15 protein-coding genes are annotated in these 15986 nt (G+C 63.9%); 8 read left to right on the top strand and 7 right to left on the bottom strand.

Annotated features, from left to right (window positions below; translation table 11 throughout):
* Positions 1–18 precede the first annotated feature (18 nt).
* The 5 genes from MUB52_RS05530 (at position 19) to MUB52_RS05510 (ending at position 8064) form a co-directional block, all read left to right on the top strand.
* On the top strand, positions 19–1182 hold the full coding sequence (locus MUB52_RS05530; protein WP_263843210.1) for an RsmB/NOP family class I SAM-dependent RNA methyltransferase: 1164 nt from the start codon (positions 19–21) through the stop codon (positions 1180–1182).
* A 102-nt stretch (positions 1183–1284) separates the two neighbouring features.
* Positions 1285–3582, top strand: coding sequence for an ATP-binding protein (locus MUB52_RS05525; protein ID WP_404818189.1), 2298 nt, complete (start codon positions 1285–1287; stop codon positions 3580–3582).
* A 261-nt stretch (positions 3583–3843) separates the two neighbouring features.
* Complete coding sequence (gene recA / locus MUB52_RS05520; protein WP_263843209.1) at positions 3844–4923, top strand: recombinase RecA; 1080 nt, start codon at positions 3844–3846, stop codon at positions 4921–4923.
* Between the two features lie 154 nt (positions 4924–5077).
* On the top strand, positions 5078–7771 hold the full coding sequence (gene alaS, locus MUB52_RS05515; protein WP_263843208.1) for an alanine--tRNA ligase: 2694 nt from the start codon (positions 5078–5080) through the stop codon (positions 7769–7771).
* A 5-nt stretch (positions 7772–7776) separates the two neighbouring features.
* Entirely contained in the window at positions 7777–8064 is a 288-nt protein-coding gene (locus MUB52_RS05510) for a DUF1330 domain-containing protein (RefSeq protein WP_263843207.1), read from the top strand.
* A 64-nt stretch (positions 8065–8128) separates the two neighbouring features.
* On the opposite strand, the gene typA is transcribed toward MUB52_RS05510, so the two are convergent.
* From typA to MUB52_RS05495, 3 genes are all read right to left on the bottom strand, one after another.
* On the bottom strand, positions 8129–9946 hold the full coding sequence (typA, locus tag MUB52_RS05505) for a translational GTPase TypA (protein ID WP_263843206.1): 1818 nt from the start codon (positions 9944–9946) through the stop codon (positions 8129–8131).
* A 111-nt stretch (positions 9947–10057) separates the two neighbouring features.
* The gene (locus tag MUB52_RS05500; RefSeq protein WP_263843205.1) at positions 10058–10393 is read right to left on the bottom strand and encodes an SMR family transporter; all 336 of its coding nucleotides are present in this window, start codon (positions 10391–10393) and stop codon (positions 10058–10060) included.
* 10 nt (positions 10394–10403) lie between these two features.
* On the bottom strand, positions 10404–10859 hold the full coding sequence (locus tag MUB52_RS05495) for an Lrp/AsnC family transcriptional regulator (RefSeq protein WP_263843204.1): 456 nt from the start codon (positions 10857–10859) through the stop codon (positions 10404–10406).
* 115 nt (positions 10860–10974) lie between these two features.
* Here MUB52_RS05495 and MUB52_RS05490 point away from each other — a divergent pair, with 115 nt between their 5' ends.
* The gene (locus MUB52_RS05490) at positions 10975–11181 is read left to right on the top strand and encodes a DUF6356 family protein (RefSeq protein ID WP_263843203.1); all 207 of its coding nucleotides are present in this window, start codon (positions 10975–10977) and stop codon (positions 11179–11181) included.
* Between the two features lie 51 nt (positions 11182–11232).
* Here the strand turns inward: MUB52_RS05490 and MUB52_RS05485 are convergent, their stop codons facing one another.
* The 4 genes from MUB52_RS05485 to MUB52_RS05470 form a co-directional block, all read right to left on the bottom strand.
* Entirely contained in the window at positions 11233–12447 is a 1215-nt protein-coding gene (locus MUB52_RS05485; protein ID WP_263843202.1) for an NADP-dependent isocitrate dehydrogenase, read from the bottom strand.
* 228 nt (positions 12448–12675) lie between these two features.
* Complete coding sequence (locus MUB52_RS05480) at positions 12676–13260, bottom strand: HD domain-containing protein (protein ID WP_263843201.1); 585 nt, start codon at positions 13258–13260, stop codon at positions 12676–12678.
* Entirely contained in the window at positions 13253–13495 is a 243-nt protein-coding gene (locus tag MUB52_RS05475; protein ID WP_263843200.1) for a hypothetical protein, read from the bottom strand. The genes MUB52_RS05480 and MUB52_RS05475 overlap by 8 nt, the downstream gene beginning before the upstream one ends.
* A 4-nt stretch (positions 13496–13499) precedes the next feature.
* Positions 13500–14153 carry an alpha/beta hydrolase gene (locus MUB52_RS05470; RefSeq protein WP_263843199.1) on the bottom strand — a complete coding sequence of 218 codons (654 nt, stop codon included), beginning with the start codon at positions 14151–14153 and terminating at the stop codon, positions 13500–13502.
* 180 nt (positions 14154–14333) lie between these two features.
* Here MUB52_RS05470 and MUB52_RS05465 point away from each other — a divergent pair, with 180 nt between their 5' ends.
* Together MUB52_RS05465 and MUB52_RS05460 are read left to right on the top strand one after the other, a co-directional pair.
* A complete protein-coding gene (locus tag MUB52_RS05465; protein ID WP_263843198.1) occupies positions 14334–14792 on the top strand; it encodes a Fe-S cluster assembly transcriptional regulator IscR in 459 nt (152 codons plus the stop codon).
* A gap of 61 nt (positions 14793–14853) precedes the next feature.
* Entirely contained in the window at positions 14854–15984 is a 1131-nt protein-coding gene (locus tag MUB52_RS05460) for a cysteine desulfurase family protein (RefSeq protein ID WP_263843197.1), read from the top strand.
* The last annotated feature ends 2 nt before the right edge of the window (positions 15985–15986 follow it).

Here is a 15986-nt window from a genome sequence, read left to right as displayed (position 1 = left end):
TCAAGCTTTACTTGAAGTATGACGCCCGGCGCTCGCATCGCGGCGGCGATCGATATTCTCGACGCCATCACAGCAGGTGCTGCAGCGGAGCAGGCGCTCACCCAATGGGCGCGGCGCAGCCGCTTTGCCGGCGCGAAGGACCGCGCGGCTGTGCGCGACCACGTCTTCGACGCACTGCGGCGATGGCGCTCGGCCGGGGCCGCGGGCGGCGGGCAGAGCGGGCGGGCGGTGATGATAGGGCTGCTGCGGGAAGACGGGACCGATCCGGCGCAACTTTTCACCGGAGAGAGGCATGCGCCCGAGCCGCTCTCGCACGACGAAGCGCAGGTGCCGGAGCCGACGCCGGCCCGCGGTGTCCGATGGAACCTGCCGGACTGGCTGCTGCCGGAGTTTGCCGAGAGCCTGGGCGCACATGCTGAAGCAACGGCGCAGGCCCTACAGAGCCGCGCGCCCGTGACGCTGCGGGTCAATCTGCGGAAAGCCAGCCGGGCGGAGGCGCAGGACGCGCTGCAAGCCGAGGGCATTCTCTGCGCCCCGAACCCGCTCTGCGCGACGGCGCTGACGGTCACGGAAGGCGCGCGCCGCGTGAAGCAGTCCGCACCCTTTGCTCAAGGCTGGATCGAGCTGCAGGATGCCGCGTCTCAGGCAGTTGTCGCGGCCCTGCCGTCCGGCGCGCGGTGTCTCGACTATTGCGCCGGCGGCGGCGGCAAGGCGCTTGCAATGGCCGCCGACGGCCGCACGACCTTCGCCCATGATATCGACGCCGGCCGCATGAAGGATCTGCCATCCCGCGCGCAGCGGGCAGGGGCTGCCATTCGGTTGCTCGACCGCGCGGGTCTGGAGCAGGAGCGCCCCTTCGATGTCGTGCTCTGCGATGCGCCCTGTTCCGGGAGCGGCGCGTGGCGGCGGGCACCGCATGGCAAATGGACCCTGACGCCCGAGCGCCTGGCCGAGTTGACCGCGGTGCAGGACAGCATTCTCGACACAGCGAAGGACCTGGTGGGCGCCGGGGGGCATCTGGTCTATGCCACATGTTCGGTTTTGAGGCGGGAAAATGAAGACCGTATCGCCGCCTTCCTCGCAGGCCACAATGGCTGGTTTTGCCGCTTGGAGCAGAGGTTTGACATTCAGCAACACGGCGACGGTTTTTTCACAGCACACTTGACGCGCGTCAAACTCTGAGGATACTCAACCTTTACGAGCAACGGCCGACGTGGTTAAGCCTAGATTAAGACATCAGGCGTGTAGTTGCAGGAGCGATTCGAACCGTCTGGGGGCCTGATTTTGTCGCGTGGCGCACTCTCCTCTTCCAAGCTGACATACTTCGCCGTGAACGCGCAAAAGCGGCTCGGAACCTTGGTTCTGATCTCTGTTTTGCTTGGGGTTCTGGCGCTGTCCGCGTCGGACCTGACCACGCGCCGCGCTCTCTTTGCGGGATGCCTGTCCTTGCTCGCGATCTGCTGCGTCCTGATGGCCATCGCACAGCGGCACCTGCGGCGGCGGGCTGCGACGGTCGCAATGATCTCCGACCTCATCCTGAACGATTCGTCGCCGAGCTTCCTGGTCGATCCGCAGGGCGAGATCCTGTCAGCCAATGGCTCGGCCCAGAAACGCTTTGCCAAGGATCTCGAAGAGACGCTGAGCAGCACCCTGAAGAACACGCTGGCCAACCCCAGCGGAATCGTCTTTCGCCTGCAGTCGCGCGCCGATCAGGAAGGGGCGGCGCGCGAAGATCTGGTGACGCGGCGCGGGCATATTCGCCTGGCTGTGCATCAGGCGGGCGAAGAGATGTACCTGTGGCGGCTCGAAGATGTGCCCGCGGGCGCCCAGGCCACGGATGGGCCCGCCTTGCCGATGATCCTCGTCGGGCGGACCAATGCGGTGCTCTATATGAACGAGCAGGCCCGCAAGATCGCGGGCGGGCGCGTGAAGACGCTCGATCGCCTCTTCGAACAACTGCCAGTCATCCCGGGTACCGTCTGCGAGATCGTCGGCACAAACGGGCCCGCGCGGGTGCGGATCTGCGAGATGGACGCAGGCGCCGGCCGCCGCGCGCTCTACCTTCTGCCGCCCGGGCTCGAGACCATGTCGAAGGACGGCTGGAACGTCTTTCAGGACCTGCCCGTGCCGCTCCTCAAGGTGGGCCAGGACGGCGACATCCAGGCCTACAACCGGCTGGCAGCCGGGCTGATCGGCGTCGGCCTGAAGGACAAGGTGCATCTGGCCGACCTGATGGAGGGGCTGGGCCGCTCCATCACCGATTGGCTGTCCGAGACCCTGGCCGGGCGTGGCCCGCAGCAATCGGAGTTTCTCCGCCTGAAGCGCACGGACAAGGAGGTCTTTGTGCAGGTCACGCTGAACCGCGTGAACGAAGACGGCAAGCCCGCGCTCATCGCCGTGTTGAACGATGCGACCGAGCTCAAGTCGCTGGAGGCGCAGTTCGTCCAGAGCCAGAAGATGCAGGCCATCGGACAGCTGGCGGGCGGTGTGGCCCACGACTTCAACAATCTGCTGACCGCGATCTCGGGCCACTGCGACCTTCTGCTGCTGCGCCACGATCAGGGCGACCCGGATTTCAGTGACCTCGTGCAGATCAACCAGAACGCGAACCGCGCTGCAGCATTGGTCGGCCAATTGCTGGCGTTTTCACGCAAACAGACCCTGCGCCCCGAAACGCTGGACATGCGCGATACGCTCTCGGATCTCACGCATTTGCTGAACCGGCTGGTGGGCGAGAAGATCACCTTGACGCTCAGCCACGACCCGGTGCTGGAACCCATACGCGCCGACAAGCGGCAGCTCGAGCAGGTGCTGATGAACCTCGTTGTCAACGCACGAGATGCGATGCCGCAAGGCGGGCAGATCCGGATCGTCACCGAATGCACGGACCTCGAAAAGCCGCTGGAGCGCGACCGGGTGCGCGTGCCGCCCGGACGCTATGTGACGGTGCAGGTTTCGGACGATGGCGTGGGTATCCCGTCCGACAAGCTGCAAAAGGTCTTCGAGCCCTTCTTCACCACCAAGCGGACGGGGGAGGGCACTGGCCTGGGCCTGTCCACCGCCTACGGCATCATCAAGCAGACCGGCGGATACATCTTCGTGGACAGCACCGTGGGCTCGGGCACCTGTTTCACGCTCTACTTCCCCGTGCTGGAGCGCTCCGAAGTCGTCGCGCCCGCGCCGCGCGAGGAGAAGCCGAAAGCCGCCGCGAAACACGGCGACGGCGTGATCCTTCTGGTCGAAGACGAAGCGCCGGTCCGCGCCTTCGCGAGCCGTGCGTTGCGTCTTCGGGGGTATACGGTGCTCGAGGCAGATTCGGCCGAAGCGGCCCTCAAGACGCTGGAGGATTCCTCCCTCAATGTCGATGTCTTCGTGACCGACGTGGTGATGCCGGGGATGGACGGGCCGAGTTGGGTCCGCAAGGCGCTGAAGGATCGGCCGGGGGTGCGGGTTGTCTTCGTCTCGGGCTATGCCGAAGACAGCTTTGGCGAAACCCAGATCAAGATCCCCAACTCGGTCTTCCTGCCGAAGCCGTTTTCACTCAACGATCTGACCGACACGGTGCACCAGCAGCTGCACTGAGCGCCCCGCTGCCTCGCGAAATCCCAATCGCAGGCGCGCCGCGCCGCGCGGGCGTGTGACCGGAGCGAACGGCCCAGCGGGGGCCCGGCGGGCCGCCTTAAACCTCTCCTTAACCAGATTCGGCACAGAGTTGTTTTATGAAATTTTGATTGAAATGTTCTCTTTTTGATCCCATAAGGAACACAATGAGAACATCGCAATACGAAACGCTGGCCCGCATTGCCGTGTTTCGCGAAGTGTGACACTAAGAGGAAGCGCAAAATGGCAACGGCAGATTTACTGAGCATGGACAGCAAGAAAACCGCAGACAAGCAGAAGGCGCTTGAGTCAGCGCTGGCACAGATCGAGCGCCAGTTCGGCAAGGGCTCGATCATGAAGCTGGGCCAGGAAGGGGCCGTGCAGGACATCAAGGCGAGTTCGACCGGCTCGCTCGGTCTCGACATCGCGCTTGGCATCGGCGGGCTGCCCATGGGGCGGATCGTGGAGATCTACGGGCCCGAAAGCTCGGGCAAGACGACGCTGACGCTGCACTGCGTGGCCGAGCAGCAGAAGGCCGGCGGCGTCTGCGCCTTTGTCGATGCGGAACATGCGCTCGACCCGACCTACGCCAAGAAGCTGGGCGTCGACCTCGATGAGCTGCTGATCAGCCAGCCCGACACAGGCGAACAGGCGCTCGAAATCACCGACACGCTGGTGCGCTCGGGGGCTGTGAACATGGTCATTGTCGACTCGGTTGCGGCCCTGACGCCGAAATCCGAGCTGGAAGGCGATATGGGCGACAGCTCCGTCGGTGTGCAGGCGCGGCTGATGAGCCAGGCCATGCGCAAGCTGACAGGCTCGATCGCGCGGTCGAACTGCATGGTGATCTTCATCAACCAGATCCGCATGAAGATCGGCGTCATGTTCGGCTCGCCCGAGACCACGACAGGCGGCAATGCGCTGAAGTTCTACTCCTCCGTCCGCCTGGATATCCGCCGCATCGGCGCGCTGAAGGACCGCGACGAGGTCGTGGGCAACCACACCCGCGTGAAGGTCGTGAAGAATAAGGTGGCCGCCCCCTTCAAGCAGGTGGAATTCGACATCATGTACGGCGAAGGCATCTCCAAGATGGGCGAGCTGCTCGATCTGGGTGTCGCTGCAGGCGTTGTCGACAAGTCCGGCTCCTGGTTCAGCTACGGCGACGAGCGGATCGGGCAGGGGCGTGAGAACGCCAAGGCCTTCCTGAAAGAAAACCCCGCCATGGCACTGGAGATCGAGGACAAGATCCGCGCCGCGCACGGGCTCGATTTCGACATGCCCGAGCATGAACACAGCGAGGATGACGACATCCTCGAGGCGTAAGACAGGCGTCACCCGTCCGGCACTTTGCTGCCGCAACACCTCCGGACACAGGGCCGCTCCTCAGAGCGGCCCTGTTTTCGTTCGCAATCGCCGTGGACAGGCGCGAAGCGCCGGGTTATTTCTCCCGAGCTAACCTCACGCGCAAAGGCTCGCCATGCAAACGCTGAATGATATCCGCTCCACCTTCCTGTCCTATTTCGACAAGCAGGGTCACGCGGTTGTGCCGTCGAGCCCTCTGGTGCCGCGCAACGACCCCACGCTGTTGTTCACGGCGGCTGGCATGGTGCAGTTCAAGAACCTCTTTACCGGTTTGGAAAAGCGCGATTACACTCGGGCCGTGACCGCTCAAAAGTGTGTGCGCGCCGGCGGCAAGCACAACGATCTCGACAACGTCGGCTACACCGCAAGGCACCATACGTTCTTTGAAATGCTGGGGAATTTCAGCTTTGGCGACTATTTCAAGGACGAGGCGATCGCCTTCGCCTGGGATCTGGTCACCGGCGATCTGGGCATCGACAAATCGCGCCTTTACGTCACGATCTACCACACCGATGACGAGGCCGCGGACATCTGGAAGAAGGTCGGCGTGCCGGAGGATCGGATCATCCGGATCGCCACGGACGATAACTTCTGGTCGGCGGGGCCGACGGGCCCCTGCGGCCCGTGTACCGAGATTTTCTACGACCACGGCGATCACATCTGGGGCGGCCCGCCGGGCAGTCCGGAAGAGGATGGTGACCGGTTCGTCGAGATCTGGAACCTCGTCTTCATGCAGTACGAGCAGTTCCAAGACGGCACGCGGCGTGACCTCGCGGCGCAATCCATCGACACCGGCATGGGCATCGAGCGCGTGGCGGCGCTTTTGCAGGGGACAAACGACAACTACGCCACGGATCTCATGCGCGCACTCATCGAAGCCTCGGCGGATGCCAGCAGCACGGACCCCGATGGCCCCGGCAAGACGCATCACCGGGTGATTGCGGACCATCTGCGCTCCACCTCTTTCCTGATGGCCGACGGCGTGATGCCCTCCAACGACGGGCGGGGTTACGTGCTGCGCCGGATCATGCGGCGGGCCATGCGGCACGCGCATCTGCTGGGCGCGAAAGATCCGCTGATGCACCGCCTGGTGCCCGCGCTGGTGCAGAAAATGGGGGCGGCCTATCCCGAGCTCGGACAGGCGCAGAGCATGATCGAACAGACGCTGCTGCAGGAAGAGACCCGCTTTCGCCAGACGCTGGACCGCGGCTTGAAGCTGCTCGATGACGAGCTCTCACAACTGCCCGAGGGCGCCGATCTACCGGGCGATGCGGCGTTCAAGCTCTATGACACCTATGGCTTTCCGCTTGATCTCACGCAGGATGCGCTGCGCGAAAAGGGGCGGGGCGTCGACACTGAAGGCTTCGATGCCGCCATGGCCGAACAGAAGGCCAAGGCGCGCGCCGCGTGGTCCGGCTCGGGCGAAACCGCAGATGCCACCGTCTGGTTCGATTTGGCCGATACACATGGTGCAACCGACTTCCTGGGCTATGACACCGAAACGGCCGAGGGGGTCGTGCTCGCAATCGTCACCAGCGACGGCCAGGAGGTCGACGCGCTGGACAGCGAAGGCGATGCCGGTTGGGTCGTTCTGAACCAGACGCCGTTTTATGCGGAATCCGGTGGCCAGGTCGGCGATCACGGGTATATGCGGATCCTCGAAGGCACGCATGAGGCCTCCGAGACACGGTTTTCCGGACATGTGAGCGACGTGCAGAAGCGTGGTGAGGGTCTGTTTGCGCACTACCTCACCGTCGACACCGGGCGCCTCGCTGTCGGCGACGCCGTTCAGTTGGAGGTCGATCACAAGCGCCGCAGCGCCATCCGCGCCAATCACTCGGCCACGCATCTGCTGCATGAGGCGCTGCGTGAAGCTTTGGGCGATCACGTGGCCCAACGCGGCTCGCTCAACGCCGATGACAGGCTGCGGTTCGACTTCAGCCACACGCAAGCGCTCAGTCTTGAGGAACTCGCCCGGGTCGAGGCAGACGTGAACGCCTACATTCGCCAGAACGCGCCCGTAGAGACCCGGATCATGACGCCGGATGACGCCCGCGCGCTCGGCGCCCAGGCGCTCTTTGGCGAGAAATACGGCGATGAGGTGCGCGTGGTCTCCATGGGCCGCAAATCGGGCTCGGGCAAGGGCGCCGATGGCGAGACCTATTCGCTGGAGCTCTGTGGCGGCACCCATGTGCGCCAGACAGGCGACATCGGTGCCTTCGTGACGCTCGGTGACAGCGCAAGCAGCGCCGGCGTGCGTCGCATCGAGGCCCTGACGGGAGCTGCGGCCATGGACTATCTGCGCGCGCAGGACCATCGCCTCGCCGAGGTGGCCTCGGACCTCAAGGCGCAGGCCGCGGACGTGCCGGATCGCGTCCGGGCCCTGCTGGAGGAACGGCGCGCCCTGAGCAATGAAGTCGCACAGCTGCGCCGCGAACTGGCGATGGCCGGCGGTGGCACCTCCAGCGCACCGGAAACGCGCGAAATCGCCGGTATCCCCTTCCTGGCGCAGGTGCTGTCGGGGGTGACCGGCAAGGACCTACCCGCGCTGGTGGACCAGTTCAAGGAGAAGCTCGGCCGCGGCGCTGTGCTGCTGATTGCGGATACGGACGGCAAAGCCGCCGTTGCCGCAGGGGTGACACCGGACCTCACCGATCAGCTCTCCGCTGTGGACGTAGTCAAAGCCGCTGTGGCCGAACTGGGTGGCCAGGGCGGAGGTGGTCGGGCGGATATGGCGCAGGGTGGCGCAAAAAATGCCGCGAATGCCGATGCCGCCATCGCCGCTGCTGAAAAAGTCTTGGGAGGATAAATCCAATGGGTGCACTCTGGATCGCACATGTCACCGTCACCGATGACGAAGCCTATGCCAAATACGCGGCGCTCGCGACAGAAGCCATCGCCGCGCATGGCGGGCATTTCATCGCGCGCGGGGGTCGTTTCGTGCAACTCGAAGGCCAGGCGCGGCCGCGCAATGTTGTGGCCCGGTTTCCAGACGTCGAGACGGCTGAGAAATGCTACAATTCAGAGGCTTATCAGCGCGCCTTAAACCACGCCCGGGACGCGTCCGAACGCGAACTGATGATCATCGAAACCAGCGAATAGCCGGTTCCAGCTTCACCCGTCGCAAAATACTCCGGGGGTCCGGGGGCTGGCCCCCGGCCCGGCGTCAGCCCGCCTTCGCCATCCGCTTGCGCTCATGCGGATCGAGATAGCGCTTGCGCAACCGGATCGCATTCGGGGTGACCTCGACCAGCTCATCGTCGTCGATATAGGCGATCGCCTCTTCCAGTGACAGCATCATCGGCGTGGTCAGCCGCACCGCCTCGTCGCTGCCCGACGCCCGCACGTTGGTCAGCTTCTTGCCCTTGAGCGGGTTTACTTCCAGATCGTTTTCGCGGCTGTGTTCGCCAATGATCATACCGGTGTACACATCCGTCTGCGCGCCGATCATCATGCGCCCACGCTCTTCGAGGTTCCACAGCGCGTAAGCGACGGAAGAGCCGTTCTCCATGGAAATCAGCACACCCGCGCGCCGTCCGGGGATGGGCCCCTTATGTGGCGCCCAGCCGTGAAACACGCGGTTCAGCACACCGGTGCCGCGCGTGTCCGTCAGAAACTCGCCGTGATAGCCGATGAGCCCGCGGGAGGGGACATGGGCCACGATCCGGGTCTTGCCGGCGCCCGCGGGTTTCATCTCGACCAGCTCGCCACGCCGCGCCCCGGTGATCTTCTCGATGACAGCCCCGGAGTATTCATCGTCCACGTCGATTGTGGCCTCTTCGATGGGCTCGTGCCGCACCCCGTCGATTTCGCGGAAGAGCACCTGCGGGCGCGAAATGCTGAGCTCGAACCCCTCGCGGCGCATGTTCTCGATCAGCACGCCCATCTGCAGCTCGCCACGCCCCGCGACCTCGAAGGCCTCGCCACCGGGCGTGTCCGTCACCTTGATCGCCACATTGCTTTCGGCCTCTTTCATCAGCCGCTCGCGGATCACCCGGCTCTGCACTTTCTTACCGTCACGGCCCGCGAGCGGACTGTCGTTGATGCCGAAGGTGACGGTGATGGTCGGCGGATCGATGGGCTGGGCGGGCAGGGCGTCGGTCACCTGCGGGGCCACGATACTGTCCGCCACCGTCGCCTTGGACATGCCTGCGAGGCTGACGATGTCACCCGCTTCGGCCAGCTCGATCGGCTGCTGGGTGAGACCGCGGAAGGCGAGGATCTTGGTCACCCGGAAATTCTCGACAAGATCGCCGTCGCGCGTCAGCGCCTTGACCGTCTCACCGGCTTTCAGTGTCCCCGACTCGACGCGGCCGGTCAGGATGCGCCCGATGAAGGGATCGGCACCCAAGGTGGTGGCCAGCATGCGGAAGGGGTCGTCGCGCTGCGCCACCTGTGACGGCGCCGGCACGTGATCGACGATGAGATCGAAGAGCGCGGAGAGGTCCTTGCGCGGGCCATCCAGCTCCACATCCGCCCAGCCGTTCCGGCCCGAGGCATACATGGCCGGGAAGTCGAGTTGTTCGTCATCGGCGCCGAGATTGGCGAAGAGATCGAAGACCTCGTCAAGCGCGCGATCCGGCTCGGCATCGGGCTTGTCGACCTTGTTCAGCACCACGATGGGCCGCAGCCCCAGCGCCAGCGCCTTGGAGGTCACGAATTTGGTCTGCGGCATCGGCCCTTCAGCGGCATCGACCAGCAGCACGACGCCATCGACCATACTGAGAATGCGCTCGACTTCGCCGCCAAAGTCGGCGTGGCCCGGCGTGTCGACGATATTGATCCGCGTGCCGTTCCATTCCACCGAGGTCGCCTTTGCCAGGATCGTGATGCCGCGCTCGCGCTCCAGATCGTTGCTGTCCATGGCACGCTCGGTGGTCGCCTGGTTCTCGCGGAAGGTCCCGGACTGCTTGAGCAATTCGTCCACCAGCGTGGTCTTGCCGTGATCAACGTGAGCGATGATTGCGATGTTGCGCAGATCCATGAACCGAGCCTTTGACTTGGGGAAAAACGCGCCGCGGCGCGGATGTTGCCGGGCGCATACCCCGCCACGGGTCCGAATGCCAGCGAAAACCGGCGCTGCTGGGCAGGGCGGTTAATGCGCTGTCGTATTTGACAGCAGATGGATCACGAGGATGCCCGTAATGATGAGGCCGAGCCCGACGATCGCAGGCAGGTCGAGCCGCTGCCCGAACACCAGAAAGCCGATTGCCGCGATGAGGACGATGCCCAACCCGGACCAGATCGCATAGACGACGCCCACCGGCATGAACCGCAGCGTCAGCGCCAGCAGATAGAAGGAAATGCCATAGGCGAGGACGACGAGCACGGAAGGCCAGAACCGGCTGAACTGCGCGGAGGCCTGCAACGCAGTGGTGCCTATGGTCTCGGCCACAACGGCGGCGATCAGGTAAAGGTAGTGCAGGGGCATCGCGGACCTTTCAAAGCGGAAGCTGCGCTGTTTCCTTGATTTGCTCCATCACGAAGCTCGCTGACACATCCGACAGGGGGACGCGCTGGATCAGGGCTTGGTAAAGCCGGTCATAATCCTTCATGTCGGCGACCTGCGCGCGCAGCAGATAGTCCAGATCACCACTCATGCGGTACACGCCCAGGATCTCCGGCATGCTGCGCGTTGCCTTGCGAAAGCGGTCGAGCCAGTCGGGCGCGTGGGCATTCGTGCGGATCAGGATGAAGACCGTCAGCCCGAGACCGATCTTTTCGGGGTCGAGCACGGTGACCCGCCCGGTGATGATGCCTGCGCTCTCCAACGCCTTGATCCGCCGCCAGCAGGCGTTCCGGCTGAGGTGCACGGCCTCGCCCAGCCGGTCCAGCGGCGTGTTCGCATCCGCCTGAAGCAGGCGCAGGAGTTTGCGGTCGATTTCATCGAGTGTCATTATTCAGGCAAGCTAGTGTGGAAAAAATCTCACCGTCAATCGAAATCAAGAGACATTTTGGGATTCGATCACAGGTCACTGGTGATAGCTTGCGCAAAACATCAGGAGGTCTGCCATGTTCCAGCGCATCTTTCTCGCCCATCCCGCGACCGTGGATGAGACGTTCTTTCAACACATGCTGTTCGCCTTGCGGTTTGCCGCATCGCTCTTCGCAGCGGCGGGTGCCGCGCTTGTGCATGCCTTTGTTCCCTGCCTTTTCGAGAAGACGGCGAGCCGGATCATCGCACGGCTGTACCACCGGCTGCACAATCGCGGCCACTGACAAGAAAAAGGGCCGCATCGCTGCGGCCCATAGCTCCGACATGGCGGTGGCTCAGCCCGCCAGGGCCTTGTTCAGGTTCTCGTCGACTTTCTCGAGGAAACCCATGGTGGTCAGCCACTTCTGATCGGGGCCCACGAGCAGCGCGAGGTCCTTGGTCATGAAGCCGCTTTCCACGGTGTCGACAATGACCTTCTCCAGCGTCTCAGCGAAGTTCAGAAGCGGCGCGTTGTCGTCCAGCTTGGCGCGGTGCTTGAGGCCGCCGGTCCAGGCGTAGATCGAGGCAATGGAGTTGGTCGAGGTCTCCTCACCCTTCTGGTGCTGGCGATAGTGCCGGGTCACAGTGCCATGCGCCGCTTCCGCCTCGACGGTCTGGCCATCGGGTGTCATCAGCACCGAGGTCATGAGGCCGAGCGAGCCGAAGCCCTGCGCCACCGTGTCGGATTGCACGTCGCCGTCGTAGTTCTTGCAGGCCCAGACGTAACCACCATTCCACTTCATCGCACAGGCCACCATATCGTCGATCAGGCGGTGCTCGTAGGTGATCCCGGCTGCTTCGAATTTCTCTTTGAATTCCGTGTCATAGATGTGCTGAAAGAGCTCCAGGAAGCGCCCGTCGTATTGCTTGAGAATGGTGTTCTTGGTGCTGAGATACACCGGCCAGCCGAGGCTGAGACCATAGTTCATGGAGGCGCGCGCAAAGTCGATGATCGACTGATCGAGGTTGTACATCGCCATCGTCACACCGGCGCCCGGCGCGTCGAACACCTCCTTCTCGATCTCGGTGCCATCCTCGCCGACGAATTTGATCGTCAGCTTGCCCTTGCCGGGGAATTTGAAGTCGGTGGCGCGGTACTGGTCCCCAAAAGCGTGGCGGCCGACCACGATGGGCTTGGTCCAGCCCGGCACGAGGCGCGGGACGTTCTTGCAGATGATCGGCTGGCGGAAGATCACACCGCCGAGGATGTTGCGGATGGTGCCGTTGGGCGAGCGCCACATCTGTTTCAGGCCAAACTCCTCGACCCGTGCCTCATCCGGTGTGATGGTGGCGCATTTGACGCCGACGCCGTATTCCTTGATCGCGTGGGCCGCATCGACGGTGATCTGGTCGTCGGTTTCGTCGCGCGCTTCGATCCCGAGGTCGTAGTATTTCAGGTCCACATCCAGATAAGGCAGAATGAGTTTCTTCTTGATGAAATCCCAGATGATCCGGGTCATTTCATCGCCGTCGAGTTCGACGACGGGGTTGTCCACCTTGATCTTGGTCATGGAGCGCTCCTGTTGCGAGTATCGAGTCAAGTCGCGCGCGGTGTAGCGCAGTTGGCGCCGCTTTGAAAGCCTGTATACAGATGTATACCGGAAATATGCCGACCGGTTTGCACCGGGCGCGCGGCTCGCCGGGGCGCGCGCAAAACAGCTGTCGGTGGCCTGTCGGTATCGCGTCGGTATGACGTCGGTATCACGTCGGTGCGCGGCGCACGGTGGGGTGAGCCCCTGTTAACCTCCCGCCCGCGCAAAAAATGCAGCGAGCCGAGGACGCAGCCAGGCCCAGAGCACCGGCGCCCCGCGCCCGATCGGGGTTCCGACACGCGCCTCCATATCGTCCATCGTGACACCATAGGCCGCCCAGGACGCGCCGCCGTTTTCCAGATTGGCAAGTGGCGTGGTCAGCCGGTCGATGGCCTTGGCGAACTGCGCGTCGCGGGTCTCTGCGGCTTCGAACTCTTCCCAAAGCGCGCGGTAGGCAGCGGCCTGATCCTCCGGCAGCAAGCCAAACAGTCGGTCGGCGGCCGCCTGTTCCGCCGCCTCCTGTGCAGCCACGTCCACCTCGCCGTGGATCGGCGTGTCGCCGGCGTCGATCTCGACCAGATCGTGGATCAGCAGCATCTGCAGCACACGGGCGGCCTGCACGCCCTCGGGCGCATGTTCGGCCAGCACGAGGGCGTGCAGCATCACGTGCCAGGAATGCTCGGCCGAATTCTCGAACCGGCTGTCATCATGCAGACGCGAGGCACGGAGGACGGACTTGAGCTTGTCAGCTTCGTTCAGGAAGGCAATCTGGGCGGAAAGCCGGTCACTCACCGGCGGGTGGCTCCTGCTGCCGCGCCAAGTCCTCCTTGAGCGTCTTCAGGAGCTCGCGCGCCCGCTGCTCGGCCCGGCGCACGCGCACGGCGGTGAGATACGCCTCTTCCATGGTCTGCGAAGATCCGCCGATCGTGTCGGCAATGCGCTGCACAAAGGCGTCGTCGCCGGTGGCATTGATGATCTTGAGGCTTTCCAGTGCCAGTTCGTCCGCGACGTCTTCGACGATGCCCATCAGCTTACCTCGTTGTTTCTGTCAGCCGCCGCTTCACATAGGCCGTCGTCGTGTCGATCAGGGTTTCGAGGTGCGGCTCTTCAAAGAAGTGTCCGGCGCCTTCGACCTGCTCGTGGGTGATAGTGATGCCTTTCTGCTCGTGCAGCTTGGCGACCAGCGATTCCGTGTCCGACGGCGGGGCCACGCGGTCGGCGGTGCCATTGATGATCAACCCCGAGGCGGGGCAGGGCGCGAGGAAGGAGAAATCATACATGTTCGCGGGGGGTGCCACCGAGATGAAGCCGGTGATCTCGGGCCGCCGCATCAGCAATTGCATGCCGATCCACGCCCCGAAAGAGAAGCCCGCCACCCAGCAATGCTTGGAATTGTTGTTCATCGACTGCAGATAATCGAGCGCCGAGGCCGCATCCGAAAGCTCGCCGATGCCCTGGTCGTATTCGCCCTGGCTGCGCCCGACACCGCGGAAGTTAAAGCGCAGCACGGTAAAGCCCATATTGTAAAAGGCATAGTGCATGCGGTGCACGATCACGTGGTTCATGGTCCCGCCGAATTGCGGGTGCGGGTGCAGGATGATGGCAATCGGCGCGTCGCGCTCTTTCTGGGGGTGATAGCGGCCTTCGAGGCGGCCTTCGGGTCCGGGAAAAATGACCTCGGGCATGAGCATCCCTGTAACAGTGTTCCTGACCCGAGTGTGAAATCTTGACGGCTTCGCTCAGGCTCTTTAGAACGGTTCTAAATAGTGCGCACTCGTGTGATGCAGTGCGAAGTCTGCACTTAGGCGTTAAACACGCTCGCGTCAATCATTGCGGGCGGAAGCCGCTTCTGGAGGGGCTCTGAGATGAAACTGTCGACGAAGGGGCGCTATGCGATGGTCGCACTGGCCGACATCGCGCTGCAACCAGAGGGCAGCCTGATCACGCTGAGCGAGATTGCGGAGCGGCAGTCGATCTCGCTGCCGTATCTCGAGCAGTTGTTCGTCAAGCTGCGCCGGGCGGATCTGGTGACCTCCGTGCGTGGGCCCGGGGGCGGCTATCGGCTCGCGCGCACGGCCTCGGATATCCGGGTGGCGGATGTGCTGGCGGCGGTGGATGAGACGGTGGATGCGATGCACAAAGGGGCAGGGGTCTCCGGTGGGGCCTCGGGCAGCCGGGCGCAGTCGCTGACCAATCGGCTCTGGGAGAGCCTGAGCGCACATGTCTACGTCTTTCTGCATCAGACACGGCTGTCGGATATCATCAGCAACGATCTGGCACCCTGTCCCGCGGTGCCGAGCCTCTTCGCGGTGGTGGACGAATGAGGGGGCGCTGCCCCCGGCGCTGCGCGCCTCCCCCGAAGTATTTTGGGACGGGTGAAGGGGAATGAGCCGCGTTTATCTTGACCATAATGCGACGGCGCCGCTGAGGCCCGAGGCGCGCGATGCGATGATCGCGGCGATGGAGGTGGTGGGCAACCCGTCCTCCGTGCATGGCGAAGGACGCGCGGCCAAAGCGCTGGTTGAGCGCGCGCGGGCGCAGGTGGCGGAGTTGGTCGGGTGCAGCCCGGGCGAGGTCGTGTTCACCTCCGGCGCCACCGAGGCAGCGTGCCTCGCGATCCCCGCCTTTGCAACCGTCTCCAGTGCGGGGATCGAGCATGACGCGGTGCTGTCCTGGGTTCAGAGCGAGGGCGCGGACCTCACGCATCTGCTGGATGTGAACGCGGAGGGGGTGCTGACCGGCACGGCGCAGGGCGAAAGCTTCGAGGACAAGATCTGGGATGACGTGGTCGCCATGCAGGCCGCAAACAGCGAGACCGGCGTCTTGCAGGACACGATGCCCCACGCGCAAGCGCTCTGGGCGCTGAAGCGTGACGTAAGGGTCCTGGTGGACGCCGTGCAGGCGCTGGGGAAGGTCCCGTTCTCCTTCGCCCGATCCGGCGCGGATTTCGTGATGGCCTCGGCGCACAAGCTCGGCGGGCCCAAGGGGGTCGGCGCGCTGATCGTGAAACACGGGCTCGACGTGACCGCACAGATCCGCGGCGGCGGGCAGGAGATGGGGCGGCGGTCGGGCACCGAGAACGTCATCGGCATTGCAGGATTTGGGGCTGCTGCGGCCGCGGCCAAACGAGATGTGGATGCGGGGCGTTGGGACGCGGTCGAAAAACTTAGAAAGATTCTAGAAAACGCTCTTGCAGGGGAAGCGAAGGAGACTATTTTTGTCGGGAAAGGCGCCAACCGCCTGCCGAACACCTCCTGTTTCGCCACACCCGGCTGGAAGGGCGAGACCCAGGTGATGCAGATGGATCTGGCCGGATTTGCCATCAGCGCGGGCTCGGCCTGCTCCAGTGGCAAGGTGCGCGCCAGCACGGTGTTGCGTGCGATGGGCTATGACGACGAAACCGCCAGCAGCGCCATCCGGGTGTCGCTGGGGCTCGAGACAACAGAGCAGGACGTGCTGAGGTTCGCCGAAGCCTGGCTTGCTCAAGAACGTAGATACCGCGCCCGTGCGGCGTGAGC

Source organism: Roseobacter sinensis, from assembly GCF_025755255.1.
Taxonomy (GTDB): domain Bacteria; phylum Pseudomonadota; class Alphaproteobacteria; order Rhodobacterales; family Rhodobacteraceae; genus Roseobacter; species Roseobacter sinensis.
This window is presented reverse-complemented; position numbering and strand designations above follow the sequence as displayed.

What these genes read in the sequence shown, in the direction of transcription:
- MUB52_RS05500 (WP_263843205.1), bottom strand. Translation starts at nt 10,393, where the DNA reads ATGCCCCTGCACTACCTTTACCTGATCGCCGCCGTTGTGGCCGAGACC.
- MUB52_RS05460 (WP_263843197.1), top strand. Translation starts at nt 14,854, where the DNA reads ATGAGCCGCGTTTATCTTGACCATAATGCGACGGCGCCGCTGAGGCCC.
- MUB52_RS05475 (WP_263843200.1), bottom strand. Translation starts at nt 13,495, where the DNA reads ATGGGCATCGTCGAAGACGTCGCGGACGAACTGGCACTGGAAAGCCTC.
- MUB52_RS05465 (WP_263843198.1), top strand. Translation starts at nt 14,334, where the DNA reads ATGAAACTGTCGACGAAGGGGCGCTATGCGATGGTCGCACTGGCCGAC.
- alaS (WP_263843208.1), top strand. Translation starts at nt 5,078, where the DNA reads ATGCAAACGCTGAATGATATCCGCTCCACCTTCCTGTCCTATTTCGAC.
- MUB52_RS05495 (WP_263843204.1), bottom strand. Translation starts at nt 10,859, where the DNA reads ATGACACTCGATGAAATCGACCGCAAACTCCTGCGCCTGCTTCAGGCG.
- MUB52_RS05510 (WP_263843207.1), top strand. Translation starts at nt 7,777, where the DNA reads ATGGGTGCACTCTGGATCGCACATGTCACCGTCACCGATGACGAAGCC.
- MUB52_RS05470 (WP_263843199.1), bottom strand. Translation starts at nt 14,153, where the DNA reads ATGCCCGAGGTCATTTTTCCCGGACCCGAAGGCCGCCTCGAAGGCCGC.
- MUB52_RS05490 (WP_263843203.1), top strand. Translation starts at nt 10,975, where the DNA reads ATGTTCCAGCGCATCTTTCTCGCCCATCCCGCGACCGTGGATGAGACG.
- MUB52_RS05530 (WP_263843210.1), top strand. Translation starts at nt 19, where the DNA reads ATGACGCCCGGCGCTCGCATCGCGGCGGCGATCGATATTCTCGACGCC.
- recA (WP_263843209.1), top strand. Translation starts at nt 3,844, where the DNA reads ATGGCAACGGCAGATTTACTGAGCATGGACAGCAAGAAAACCGCAGAC.
- MUB52_RS05485 (WP_263843202.1), bottom strand. Translation starts at nt 12,447, where the DNA reads ATGACCAAGATCAAGGTGGACAACCCCGTCGTCGAACTCGACGGCGAT.
- typA (WP_263843206.1), bottom strand. Translation starts at nt 9,946, where the DNA reads ATGGATCTGCGCAACATCGCAATCATCGCTCACGTTGATCACGGCAAG.